Origin of the sequence: Sporosarcina sp. FSL K6-1522 (assembly GCF_038622445.1) — a bacterium.
Taxonomy (GTDB): domain Bacteria; phylum Bacillota; class Bacilli; order Bacillales_A; family Planococcaceae; genus Sporosarcina.
Genome location: NZ_CP152019.1, coordinates 3,622,908 through 3,636,009, shown reverse-complemented (window position 1 = coordinate 3,636,009; position 13,102 = coordinate 3,622,908). Strand labels below are relative to the sequence as shown.

The following is a 13,102-nucleotide window of genomic DNA, read 5'->3' as shown; positions in this document are numbered from 1 at the left end:
GACTAATAATTACTAGTATATAGGGGGACATGTATGCAATTAGAATCTCAACATGCCACACTAAATAGAGTGGATGACACAGAAGATAGCTTCTTCCAAGGCGTTAAAGATTGTGTACCGACACTTCTTGCTTATTTAAGCATTGGCTTTGCCTGTGGCATCGTGCAAAAAACAGCAGGGCTAAGTTTGGTAGAAATTGCGTTGCTAACATTATTCGTTTACGCAGGCTCCGCTCAATTTATCGTGGCAAGTATGTATCTCGTTAGCACGCCACTTGCCATTATTACAACGGTCTTTTTCGTTAATTTACGTCATCTAATATTGAGTGCTGCATTATCACCGTATTTACAACATGTCACACCATTTCGGAATATGTTAATTGGTGCGATGCTTACAGATGAAACATTTGGCGTTGGCATTCAAAAGGCAGCTCAGAAACATGGTATTAGTGAAAAATGGATGTATGGCTTAAACGTGACCGCCTATATTAACTGGTTCGTAGCCAATATGGCGGGCGCATGTTTAGCGCAGTGGATTTCAAACCCTGGAGCACTTGGCTTAGAGTTTGCATTACCAGCGGTTTTTATCGGTCTTTTATTCATTTCGATTGTAGAACGTAGAAAAATACGAATTGATTTTATTGTGGCGATTTTAGCAGTAGCGATTGTGATGCTCTGTTCGTTTTGGATATCGAGTAGTATGAGTATTATTGTCGCAACGATTGTCGCAACAACAGCGGGAATGGTGGTGGCAAAATGGAAATAAGGTGGACTGTTCTTTTAGTCGTCATCGGTGGAGCTGTTGTGACGTTTATTCCTCGTGTAATTCCCCTTATGGTACTCAGTCGGATAAAATTACCGGAAATCGTTATGCAATGGCTATTTTATGTGTCGATTGCCATCTTGGCCGCCTTAGTTGGACAGGCATTATTTATTGATAATGAAGAAGTACATATGAAACTAACTCCGAAGCTGTTAGCGGCGGTTCCAACTGCACTCGTTGCCATCAAAACGTGCAGCCTATTATGGACAGTTGTTGTTGGGGTTGTGGCGTTTGTCCTCTTGCAGTTGCTATTCTGATAATAGGCAAGCCGTTAATTTGTTGTCATTGACCGAAAATTCGGCCCATACAGCCGCTTTTTCGGTTATTTGCTAGAGAGGTAGGTGATAAACAAGCCTTTTGATTATTGGCATCATTCTTGCAATATCTACATATGAACGCTAAAACAAAGGGAGGAATTATTCATGAAAACAGCAGTTGAAGGTGGAGTCCAGCAAAAAGGGGAAGGTTTCATGCAGGCGGCGGTTGTAAGCGAATTCAAACAAGAGTTAGTGGTACAAGAAGTCCAAAAACCAAAGCCAGGTCCAGGTCAAGCACTTGTTAAAATTGAAGCATGTGGTGTGTGTCATACCGATTTACACGCAGCACACGGCGATTGGCCGGTCCAACCAAAGCTGCCACTCATCCCGGGTCACGAAGGCGTTGGTATTGTTGAAGAAATTGGTGAGGGAGTTACAGCTGTTAAAGTAGGCGACCGCGTGGGAATTCCTTGGTTATATTCAGCATGTGGAGAGTGTGACTATTGCTTGAGCGGTCAGGAAACACTATGTCACGATCAAGAAAATGGCGGGTATTCTGTTGACGGTGCATACGCGGAGTATTGTTTGGCAGCGGCAGATTACGTGGCAAAAATTCCGGATGGGTTAAGTTCAGTGGATGCAGCACCGATTTTATGTGCAGGTGTAACAACATACAAAGCGCTGAAAGTGTCTGGTGCTAAACCAGGTGATTGGGTAGCGATTTATGGGATTGGCGGACTTGGTCATGTCGCACTTCAGTATGCGAAAGCAATGGGCTTCAATGTAGTGGCTGTTGACATTGCTGATGAAAAGCTAGAGCTGGCAAAATCACTTGGCGCTGATGAAACGGTCAATGGCTTGAAAGAAGATCCAGTTGAAGCGATTCAGTCACGACTTGGCGGTGTACAAGCATCCATTAGTGTGGCTGTAACGAAAAAAGCGTTTGAACAAGCGTACGGTTCTGTGAAACGTGGGGGCACACTTGTCGTTGTCGGCTTGCCAAATGATGAATTGCCAATTCCGATTTTCAACACGGTGTTAAATGGTGTAACTGTTAAAGGATCTATTGTTGGTACACGTATTGATATGAAAGAAGCGCTTGAATTTGCGGCACGTGGTAAAGTAAAAGCACAAATTGAAACAGCTCCACTTTCTGAGATTAATAACATCTTTAAAAACATGGAACAAGGAAAAATCAACGGACGAATTGTTTTAGAATTTTAACTTGAATCAGCGGAGAATTGGAATTTCCCACAGTTTCAAATTCGGCCCTGCGTAATCGATTATAGCAAAAGACCGACAAAGCATCCCAGAGCTTTGTCGGTCTTTTTGATTGGCGGAAAGAAGAATCTTTTTGTAATACGCTCCAACCGCGCAAAGCTGTGTTCGAAGCGCGCAAAGTCGTAGTCTAACCGCGCAAAGCTGTGTTCGAAGCGCGCAAAGTCGTAGTCCAACCGTGCAAAGCTGTGTTCGAAGCGCGCAAAGTCGTAGTCCAACCGTGCAAAGCTGTGTTCGAAGCGCGCAAAGTCGTAGTCTAACCGCGCAAAGCCTTGTTCGAAGCGCGCAAAGTCGTAGTCCAACCGTGCAAAGCCTTGTTCGAAGTGCGCAAAGTCGTAGTCCAACCGTGCAAAGCCTAGCCAGAAGCACGCCTAACAGTTGTCCGACCACTACTTCACAACATTCCTCATGTTTCATTCAAGTAATAGCGGATTTTTCGTAAGGAAATCCCGAGTTTTTCGGCGGCCGCTTTTCGATTGCCAGCCGTTTCTTGAAGCGCTTTTTGAATTAATGCTGTAGCTGTCCGCTTTTCCATCTTTTTCATGACCTCAATCACCTCGTCGAGAGGCCGTTCGTCTTGCCCTTTGTAAGCACCCATGACTGTATCGGAAAACTGCTGCCATTCATCGGGAAAGTGGATGGGTTCTGTTGAAGGCGCGGTTGGGAGTGACTGTTTGGATTGCCCCGTTATTTTCGCCGGTAGTTGGAGAGGCGTAATCACTGCTCCATCATTAGATAGAGCGGCGATTTGACGGATGCTATTTGCCAATTCGCGCATATTCCCCGGCCAGTCATAGTGTGTCATCATATCAATGGACGCTGGGGAAAATGTAATCTTCTCCTCATGTTGTGCTAGCAACGAATGGACGAGCAATGGAATATCCTCTCGTCGTTCGCGTAGCGGTGGAATAACGAGCTTGACGACATCGAGTCGATAGTATAAATCTTCTCGAAACTCCCCCCGTTGAACGGCTTCTTCTAGTTTGACGTGTGAAGCGGCGATAATACGGGCGGATGTACGTTGCGTTGTTGTGCCACCAATCTTCATAAACTCCCCAGTTTCAAGCACGCGCAGCAGCTTAACCTGTGTGGAAAGAGAAGCTTCGGCGATTTCATCCAGGAAAAGGGTGCCGGAAGAGGCGGCTTCAAAATAGCCAGCTCGATCTGTGGAAGCCCCTGTAAAAGCCCCTTTGACATGCCCAAATAACTCACTTTCTAGGAGAGATTCTGGTAAGGCTCCGCAGTTAATTGTAATAATGGGGCCGTTTTGTCCGCTTGCGGCATGAAGGAACGTTGCGAGCACTTCTTTCCCCGTTCCAGTTTCCCCTTGGATTAACGTCGTGATTTTTTTTGGCGCCACTTTATAAGCGAGTGCATACAGCTGATGCATGGCCCGGCTTGTCCCAAGAAAGCAACCGATGTCACGAGCAATTCGTTCATAGTCGGCTTCTTCATCCAGCGTGCTTTGTCGTGTGCCTACTAGTCGATCCGTCAATTGGTCGATCATATCAATATCTTCGAATGGTTTTTCGATAAAATCAGCGGCCCCATATCGAATGGCATCCACCGCAATTTTGACGGTACTATAGCCCGTCATAATGACGCATGGGCAGCGTGGCGCCTTTGTTTGTAGCGCACGCAAAATATCGATGCCATTCCTATCGGGGAGTCGCACGTCGATAAATGCCATTGCAAAAGGAGACAGGTCATCCAGTTGATCAAATGCATGGCCACTTGTCACTTGTGTTGTTTGGAAGCCTTTTAATTCAAGCAAACGTGCTAAAAAGCGACCGAGTTCAATTTCATCTTCAACGATTAAAATGTGTGTCATGGCCTCACTCCCTCTCAGTAGCTAGCGGAATTGCTAGGATAAATGTTGTTCCAGCGCCGAGATTGGTTTCAACAGACAGCAGCCCATTATGTGCTTTGGCAATCCCAAAACTAACGGATAACCCGAGGCCTGTGCCACGGTCGACTTCCTTAGTCGTAAAGAAAGGATGGAAAATATCGTCTAGTGCATCTCTTGGAATGCCGGGGCCATTATCTGTTATGCGTAATAACAATGTGTCATCTTCGACAGTTGTTTGTATGTGAATTTGCTTGTTCGTTGTATCGCATGTTTCGAGTGCATCTTTTGCATTCATCAACAGGTTCACAGCGATTTGGCTTAACTGCTGTAAATTGCCGTTGAGTAAAGGCAAAGCAGGATCAAGGTCGATGTGAATGGCAATGCGTTGATTTTCAATTTGTTGCTGTGTTAAACGAAGTGCTTCGCTAACGGCATCATTTAAGGAACAGGTTGTAAACGCAAAGTCATCTTGACGTGAAAAGGCAAGTAAACTTCGTATAATCGTCCGACATCGCTTGCCACAGCGATCAATATCATTGAGTAATGGTTTGATCTGTACATTATCTGCTTGTGTTCGAAGCAACAACTGGGAGTTCCCAATAATGGCTGTGAGCGGGTTATTCAGTTCATGCGCGACACCCGCCGCCATCTCTCCGATTGCCGCAAGTTGTCCTGAATGCATCAGCTGCACTTCCATTTGCCGCTTCTCCGTGACATTTTTACGGTATAAAATGACAGCATCAATCGCTCCATCAGAACCTAATAATGGATACCAAGTGCAATCATAAATGCCATTACCAAGCCGTAGTTCGGCGGAGTAGGGCTGTTTCGTATCAATAGTTTGCTGAAAAGGATCTTCGAGCGAACGTGTTGCTTTTTCCAGTAGTGGTCGGATCTTTTGCCCGATTTCCACTGGCCAATCCGATCGCGCCGCGTCATTGATGGATAAAATTGTTCCATCTGGCGCCATGATGAAAATGGCATCCGACACGGCACGAAACGTTTCTTCCCAGCGCTGTTTCTCGGTTAACACTTCTCCATACAACCGTGCATTTTCAACACAAACCGCGATTTGGTCAGCTAAATTAAAAAAGAAAGAACAATCTTCTTCTGGATATTGGAAATGGGAACGACTACCAAGCGACAGCACACCAACGGTTTTCCCTTTGCTTTTTAGTGGGAACAAGTGAACGGAAACGAGCCCGAGATGCTGAAAGCCTTCTTTTTCAAAAAACAATGCCGCGTCATCGCTATGATAAGCGGCATACTGTCCTGTTAAAAAAACGTCATTGTATAAGGAATCGATGCCAGGAAACGGCGTATCTTTTGCAAGAAACGTATCATTTTCCGGATATACATAGCTCAGTTCCAACTTGTGTTCATTGACAAGTGCCGCGCTTACACGGTCGATGGGGTAGACAGTTGCCAGTTTCAACAACATATGTTGCAGCATGGTAGGCACGGAAAAGTCGATTGTGAAGCTACTCATCACTTCATTAATGACTTCGAGTTGACTATTTTTCTTTTGCAAAGCCGCAACCGTTGTTTTTAATTCGGTATAATAATTGCGTTTAGAGGATTGAACCCCTGTTAATAAATCAATCATTTCACGTCTATTCATCATGCCACCTACAATGCCCGTCGCAAAAGCTCTGCGACTTCTTCCGCAGTAATATCACGTGGGTTTGTAATCATACAAGCATCTAACAGGGCGATTTCGCTAATCGCGGGAATAGCGGACTCCTCAAATCCCATTTCGGATAAAGTTAGGGGAGCACCGATATCAATGGCTAGTTTTCGCACATGGCTAACTGCTTTTTCACTAGCTGCTGTAGTGGAAAGCGTGCGCACATCTTCTCCCATGAGTACAGCCATTTCTTTGAACTTTTCAGGCGCTGCCAGTGCATTAAACTCCATGACATGAGGAAGAAGGACGGCATTGATATCCCCGTGTAATAAAGGATAACGACCACCAATCGTATGTGCCATCGCATGGACTGCGCCAAGTATCGCATTGGAAAAGGCAAGTCCCGCATGTAGGCTTGCCATGGCCATCATTTCTTTCGCTTCTTTATTGTAGCGAGAGGCAACAGAAGGACGTAAAAATTGAGTAGCTAGCTTTAAGGCACTTTTCGCATGGACATCCGTTAGCGGTGTCGCGGCAATGCTGACAAAGGATTCAATGGCATGTGTTAAAACATCTAGTCCCGTTGATGCAGTGAGCCGTGCACATTTTGTGGCGAGTACATCTGGGTCAATAATCGCGATGTCTGGCACAAGTGACTTGGAGACAATCGTCATTTTTTTCTGCCGCTCTGCATCTACTATAACGGAAAATTGCGATACTTCTGAGCCTGAACCGGCTGTTGTCGAGACCATCACGAGAGGGGGAAGGGGCTTTGAAATTTGATCCACGCCTTCGTAATCACGGATATGACCACCATTTGTTGTGAGAATGGCCGCGGCCTTCGCCGTATCGATGGCACTGCCACCTCCAACTCCGATGATCGCATCACAGCCATGCGTCAGATAAGTTTGTGCACATTGAACAGTTTCCTCCACTGCCGGATTTACGCTGACATTCGAAAAAAGGACTGATGATAGTCCAGCCTCTCGACAGCTCTTCTCGGTCAGCTCTGCCCAACCGGCATCAGTAACTCCTTTGTCCGTCACGATGAGCACATTTCTCGCACCAAGTCGCGCGCAGCTTTCACCGACCTGGTGGATGGAACCGCTTCCAAAAATCACTTCTGGCATTACAAATTTATACATATTCTGACACCGCCTTTGTGAACAGTTAGTGTTTTCATTGTACCATTATATAGGGGGCAAAAAAACTAAACTCGTGAATGTCGGGATACGCGGCTTGCTTAATTGATAGAAGAAGTTAGAAGCGTGGATATCCTATTTGTTGTTGAACTACATACTGGCGTTATTTCCTCATTGTAAAGGTGTTTTTTACGTAATTCATACATGGCATTAATAATTGATTGGTAGAGTGAGGTATAGAAAGAATCGCAAGAAAAATACGTTAAGGGAGCGGATAGTGTGAAACGAATTGCCATTGATATGGATGAAGTGTTGGCGGATTTCTCGAAGAAATGTTTAGAGGCAATGAATGCATTCGTCGGTACATCATTTACTAAAGAAGATCTAAGAGTAAAAACAATCGATGAACTTTATGAGAGCTATCCGGACGAACTTTATCAAGTTTTGCATTCGGCTGAATTTTTTCGTGATTTAGAAGTCATCCCGCACAGTCAACGAATTGTACGCGAATTAAATGAACATTTTCAAATTGTAATTGCGACGGCGGCAATGGATATTCCAACATCATTCGACGCAAAGTACAAATGGTTGCGTGAACATTTCCCATTCCTGGATCCTCAATACTTTATCTTCTGTGGAGATAAAAATGTTGTGCAAGCTGATTATTTAATTGATGATAATATCAAACAGTTAAACAGCTTTACGGGGCAAGGAATCCTGTTCACTGCTCCGCGAAATGAATCCATTGATTACGAAGTACGTGCTGATAATTGGAAAGAAGTGCATGCCTTTTTTCTAACTGAACAAGTAAAAAGCTACTAAGCAATCCCGTAAACTGAGCATAGTTTACGGTTTTTTTCTATGCCGATAGAAGGCATCATTCACTTCGAAAATGCTTTACAGTTAATTTACAAAAAGCGCCAACTGTCTACATATACCGTCTGTAACATTTATGTCGAAGTGAAAAAACGCCAGAGTTGGTGGAAGAAAAAGGGGAAATGGCTATGAGGAAATATTTATCGACTGTATCGATTATGGCTGTATTGAGTAGTAGTCTACTAGCGCCGGTTTCTGCAAGTACTGTAACACCATATTCTTCTGAGCAATCGGATGATCAAGAAACGGTTACGACGAATCAGGAAGAGAAACCTGAAGAAGTTGTTGCACAGATTGAGCGACCAGTGATGAACATGTTGTATGCAAAAACACCTCCTAAAATCGATGGTAGTTTGGTTGAATCTTACTGGGCAGATGTGATGAATCAACAACTTGTCACGCAGATTGGAGACGGTAAGGTAGGAAACGCTAAGTTCGGTGTAGTTTGGGATTTGAAGAACATGTATGTCGCTGTTGAGATTGAAGATGATGAATTGATTCATAATGGAGAAGGGGCTTGGTTTGAACAAGACAATGTTAGTATTTTCATCGACCCGACGTCCCATCAATCTGAGCCTTTCCAAAAAGACGATGTGCAACTTGGTTTCGTTTTCAATCCTGATTCGTCAGCGCCGATATTTCATTTTGGTGCTGCTGCGAACCATGCAGGGAAAGATGACAGTATGATTCAACGTGCCATTCAAAAAACAGATTCGGGTTGGTCAATTGAAGTGGCAATCCCTTGGTCATTTTTGAACGTAAATCCAGCAGAGGCAGAAAAGGTTGGTTTCGAAGTGACTGTTGGGCATAAAGGTGAAGATGGTCAAGCACCAATCACGGCATGGAGTGCCTATAACAGTTCTTCATTTTGGAATGATACATCGGGGTATGGTGTATTGCGCTTTGACCAGAACATAGTGCAAGACTCTGAGCAAGAAGGACATGTATTCATAAAAGAACTACAAGTTGAGATGGAAAGTGAGGTGGAGGCGCTCATAGGACCGCTCGAATTTCAACTAGCGGCTATCGATTCAGAAGGGACATCAACGGTAGTAGAGAATGCGGAGGTAAACGTGTCCTCATCGGATGAAACAATCGTTAAGGTAGAAAATAATCGTCTGTATCCGATTAAAGAAGGAACGGCAACTGTTACATTTAGATATGACCGTGTTTCCGTAACGAAAGAGATAACCGTTAAAGCAAATGAGCAGCAAGCAGTCATTGTAAAGGAACTTGCCACTGATGCACCTTATCATTTACAAAATGTAGGGGAGTTTGATCCAAAGGCGTTAATGTTTAGTGCGACGTATAATGATTTTACAGAAAGCGAGCTTTCAGGAGATGAGCTTGATTGGACTATAGAAGGTCAAGATGCCGTTATAAGTAGTCCTGACGGTGAAATAATGATTACGGAAAAAGGTGTGTATCATTTTACTGCTAAAAAAGACCAAGCAGAAATCGCATTCACTGTCATTGCAAAAGAAGCGAGTGAATCAGAGTATGTGTTATTCGACGAAAGCTTTGACGATATAGATACAGAGACTTTAAAAAAGAAATGGAGCCTATTTGGACCGGGGAAAGATGCCATTGAAGTGAAAGACGGTTCTTTATTCATCAACGGGAAAGCTGATAGTTATACAGCAACGGGTGTGCTCCTGCCTTCGTATTTGGAACATTTCGGAAACTATGATATCGAAGCTTCCATCACGCATGTAGAGGCAAATGATGCAGGTCGATGGAATGCCATCATGTATCGTGTGCAAAATAACTCGTATCCATATTATCAGATGGCTGTACGTAAAGATGCCACCACGCCAAATGGTGTAGAATTTACTGAACGCACGCCAGGTAATGGCTGGAACGTGATGGAGAAGACATCTTTTACGGAGGCGATTGCTCCGGGCAACATGTACACCTATTCTATTAAGGCTTATGGAAATCGCGTGCAACAATTGGTAAATGGCAAACTACTCATTGATAACGATCGCATATCTGATTATAAAAAAGGAAATATCGGTATCCAGGCGGCAGGTAGTTTAACGAAGGTCGATTCCATTCGTGTGACATTACTTGATACAGATTTGCCAGAGTTACCAGCAAAGCCAGGGGAGAATTTTGTGAAAGTGACAGAACCAACGACCTCGATTAGTTCAGCTCCTACCGTTGTCCGTGATATTACGGACAAGGCATCTCTAAACAAATTGCTAGCACAACCAACGGCAGCGACAGCGTTTGTTCAAGTAACTTCCGATCTAACCGTTGTCGGTAAGTCAGGGAAGCCATTGATGACAGTAACGGAATTACTAGATCAGTTGGATGAAAAAGTAATGCCAGCTTTCTCAATGACAGATATAGCGGCGGTGGCACCATTAATAGACTTGTTAAAAGAACGTAGAATTGAGGATGCATTTATCGTCTCTAGTGATAAGAATATTATCAAACAAGCTCGTGACAGCTACCCAATCCTTCGTGGAATACTAGATTTGTCTGGAAATACGTATCAAAATGAAAACGATTGGATGAACATTCGCCAAGAAGTAAATGCGAATAGAGGGAATATTGTCATCTTGAATGAAGAAAGTGCCAGCTATGATGCGGTCCGTTTTTTACAAAAGAAACTTATGACTGTTTGGACAAAAGAAAGTGGAAAAACAGACTTAGTAGGTATGCATAAATTATTAACTTCCGGCACGAATGGAATGCTTGTTGAAAACTCAGAACTTGCTTACCAAGCAATGGAAAGTTATTCGGGACAGACGACACTCTTAAAAACACCGTTTATCATTGGACATCGAGGAATGCCGGGGAAAGCACCTGAAAATACGGTAGAAGGTTCTTTGTTAGCTTATGAAATGGGTGCTGACATGATAGAAAATGACATTTTCTTGACGAAAGACGGACAGATTGTCGTGATGCATGACAATACGATTAATCGCACGACGAATGGTACAGGGAATGTAGAAGATTTTACATTAGCAGAGTTGAAGACGTTCAAAGCAAACAAACAATTCCCTACAGAATACCCGGACGTGGAGATTCCAACATTGGCAGAATACTTTGAAGCATTTAAAGGGAAAGATGCAGATATCTTTGTTGAAGTTAAGAGTGGCAAGCCGGAAATTATTGATAAGCTAGTCGCATTAATTGCGGAATATGACATCGAAGATCAAGTATCGGTGATTTCGTTTAGTGGGGAACAACTGCAGCGACTCAATAAGTTAATGCCTGGCATGTCAATTGGTTACTTAACAGGCGGTACGATGGATGAATCGAATCTATATCCTTCATTACGCGAAGTGTTAAATACGGTACAAAATTTGGATGCAACATTTAATACTAGTTATGCGGGCCTAACAAAGGCATACGCAGAAGCGGCAAAACATCGCGGCATTACATTTTGGCCATGGACATACAGAAATCAAGCTGTGTATCAAGAACATTTTTTACTAGGTACGCACGGTTTAACAACGGATGACGCGCACTGGTCACAAGATTGGGCCTATAAAATTAGCCCGGAGCTAAACAATTATAAAGTGCGCATCAATGAGTTTGCACAGATCGATGCTACGTTAACACAATACAATCGTAGCGAGCGAAAAGAAGCGTTTGAAATTGTTCCAATCGCTGAACAAAATGGACTTGAAATCGAGGGGAACAAAGTTAAAGCTAGCAAACCAGGAACCTATCATGTGCTTCTTCGTTATGAGCAGGAGATAGGTGAAGGGAATTCATATGCCATTTATAGTCAGCCAATTGAGATTATAGTTGAGAAGAAAACGTCGGGTTCAGGCTCAGGAGGCTCGGGAGGTTCAGGGAAACCGGATCCAATAATTCCGATAGATCCGATAGTTGTATTCTCAGACATTAAAGGACACTGGGCAGAAGATTATATACAACAAGCAGCACAATTGAGAATTATCGAAGGTTATCCAGACGGTACCTTCAAACCGAATACTCAGTTAACACGTGCACAAGCGATAGCGATTATTTCTCGTGCATTAAACTTGCAAACAGATGAGCCTGCCCCATTTAACGATATCGAAGGATACGCAGCTGAAACACAAGCAGAAATTGCGGCTGCCTATAAATTTGGGATTGTTCAGGGCTATTCAGATGGGAGCTTTAGACCAGCGAATCAAGTAACACGTGCACAAATCGCTCTGCTGCTGCACCGAGCGTATGAATATAAGATGCAAGAGAAATATGTGATGACAGAAAAAGCCCCATATTTGGATTTCGGCAGCTATGACGATGAGACGGTACGTGCCATTTCGATGTTATATGAACTTGGCATTGCAACTGGAGCGAATGGGAATTACATGCCGAATAATCCAACGACACGTGCACATGCAGCTAAAATGCTTGTAAACTTTTTCAAAGAAATCGAGGAATAACACGAAAGTATATAACAGCTCATTGACTGAATAACCGGTCGATGAGCTGTTTTTTGTGACGGTATTAGCTTGAAGCGCAGTCAAACTAATAGAACTTTTCGAGTGGCATGGTAGATGAGGGCAACTCAAATAATCCCGAAGTATTGAAAAGATAAACAACGTTAACAAGAAGGTAGACTCCCTGTTAACGTTGTGAAGCATGTATTTTCCGCTGAGGCAGTTTCCAATGAAAGATCAACGATAAAATACGCATACCTGCTGTCAGAACGAGGAGTGCGTAAAGATCAAGATCACTTTCAAAAATGCCAAGTCCCACAACAAGCCCGGCAATGGCTGCCCACACCGCATAGATTTCTTCCTTGAAGACGAGCGGCCTTCTTGCCGCCAGTAAATCCCGAATCACGCCGCCACCTGCTCCTGTCAGAACAGCTGCAACAATTACTGCGTACAGCGGCATATGGAGCTGCATAGCAAGCATGGCACCTTGAATCGCAAATGCCCCCAAACCAACCGCATCGAAGTAGGTCCCCCATCGATTCCAATGAGAAAGTAAGTATTTCGAGAAAAAGAAAATGAGGGTGATTAACAATGTTGCGACAATAAATAGCGATTCCTGCTCCCATAAAACCGATACGGGTACCCCAATGAGTAAATTTCGCACAGCACCTCCGCCGAAAGCTGTCACCATGCCTAATATATAGACACCGAAAATATCATACTCTTCTTCCATTGCGACAATCGCGCCGGAAATGGCAAATGCCGCGGTGCCAATAATACTAAAAACGTCCCAAGCCAAAGAATTTCCTCCATTCACAATACCCGTTAGCATTGTACCAGATTCCAATGATTATTCAATG

Annotated in this window: 10 protein-coding genes; 5 read left to right on the top strand and 5 right to left on the bottom strand. The window is 43.7% G+C overall.

Features of this window, described 5'->3' with window-relative positions:
• Positions 1 to 33: 33 nt before the first annotated feature.
• The 3 genes from MKY34_RS18175 (at position 34) to adhP (ending at position 2,303) form a co-directional block, all read left to right on the top strand.
• Positions 34 to 765: an AzlC family ABC transporter permease gene (locus MKY34_RS18175; protein ID WP_342512520.1), complete on the top strand. Its 732-nt coding sequence runs from the start codon at positions 34 to 36 to the stop codon at positions 763 to 765.
• Positions 756 to 1,079, top strand: a complete 324-nt coding sequence (locus MKY34_RS18170) for an AzlD domain-containing protein (protein WP_342512519.1) — start codon at positions 756 to 758, stop codon at positions 1,077 to 1,079. Before MKY34_RS18175 ends, MKY34_RS18170 begins: the two co-directional genes overlap by 10 nt.
• A 213-nt stretch (positions 1,080 to 1,292) precedes the next feature.
• On the top strand, positions 1,293 to 2,303 hold the full coding sequence (gene adhP / locus MKY34_RS18165) for an alcohol dehydrogenase AdhP (protein ID WP_342515299.1): 1,011 nt from the start codon (positions 1,293 to 1,295) through the stop codon (positions 2,301 to 2,303).
• A gap of 59 nt (positions 2,304 to 2,362) precedes the next feature.
• Here the strand turns inward: adhP and MKY34_RS18160 are convergent, their stop codons facing one another.
• The 4 genes from MKY34_RS18160 to MKY34_RS18145 all read right to left on the bottom strand — a co-directional run bounded on the left by MKY34_RS18160 (position 2,363) and on the right by MKY34_RS18145 (position 6,978).
• Positions 2,363 to 2,701, bottom strand: coding sequence for a hypothetical protein (locus MKY34_RS18160; protein ID WP_342512518.1), 339 nt, complete (start codon positions 2,699 to 2,701; stop codon positions 2,363 to 2,365).
• A 62-nt stretch (positions 2,702 to 2,763) separates the two neighbouring features.
• Positions 2,764 to 4,188 (bottom strand): sigma-54 dependent transcriptional regulator, encoded by a 1,425-nt coding sequence (locus tag MKY34_RS18155; RefSeq protein WP_342512517.1) that lies wholly within the window; start codon positions 4,186 to 4,188, stop codon positions 2,764 to 2,766.
• 4 nt (positions 4,189 to 4,192) lie between these two features.
• Positions 4,193 to 5,827 carry an ATP-binding protein gene (locus MKY34_RS18150; protein WP_342512516.1) on the bottom strand — a complete coding sequence of 545 codons (1,635 nt, stop codon included), beginning with the start codon at positions 5,825 to 5,827 and terminating at the stop codon, positions 4,193 to 4,195.
• 8 nt (positions 5,828 to 5,835) lie between these two features.
• The gene (locus MKY34_RS18145) at positions 5,836 to 6,978 is read right to left on the bottom strand and encodes an iron-containing alcohol dehydrogenase (protein ID WP_342512515.1); all 1,143 of its coding nucleotides are present in this window, start codon (positions 6,976 to 6,978) and stop codon (positions 5,836 to 5,838) included.
• A 276-nt stretch (positions 6,979 to 7,254) separates the two neighbouring features.
• Here MKY34_RS18145 and MKY34_RS18140 point away from each other — a divergent pair, with 276 nt between their 5' ends.
• Complete coding sequence (locus MKY34_RS18140) at positions 7,255 to 7,797, top strand: 5'(3')-deoxyribonucleotidase (RefSeq protein WP_342512514.1); 543 nt, start codon at positions 7,255 to 7,257, stop codon at positions 7,795 to 7,797.
• Positions 7,798 to 7,979: 182 nt separating this feature from the next.
• Positions 7,980 to 12,245: an S-layer homology domain-containing protein gene (locus tag MKY34_RS18135; protein WP_342512513.1), complete on the top strand. Its 4,266-nt coding sequence runs from the start codon at positions 7,980 to 7,982 to the stop codon at positions 12,243 to 12,245.
• A gap of 184 nt (positions 12,246 to 12,429) precedes the next feature.
• On the opposite strand, the gene MKY34_RS18130 is transcribed toward MKY34_RS18135, so the two are convergent.
• Positions 12,430 to 13,041 (bottom strand): trimeric intracellular cation channel family protein, encoded by a 612-nt coding sequence (locus tag MKY34_RS18130; RefSeq protein ID WP_342512512.1) that lies wholly within the window; start codon positions 13,039 to 13,041, stop codon positions 12,430 to 12,432.
• Positions 13,042 to 13,102: the final 61 nt, after the last annotated feature.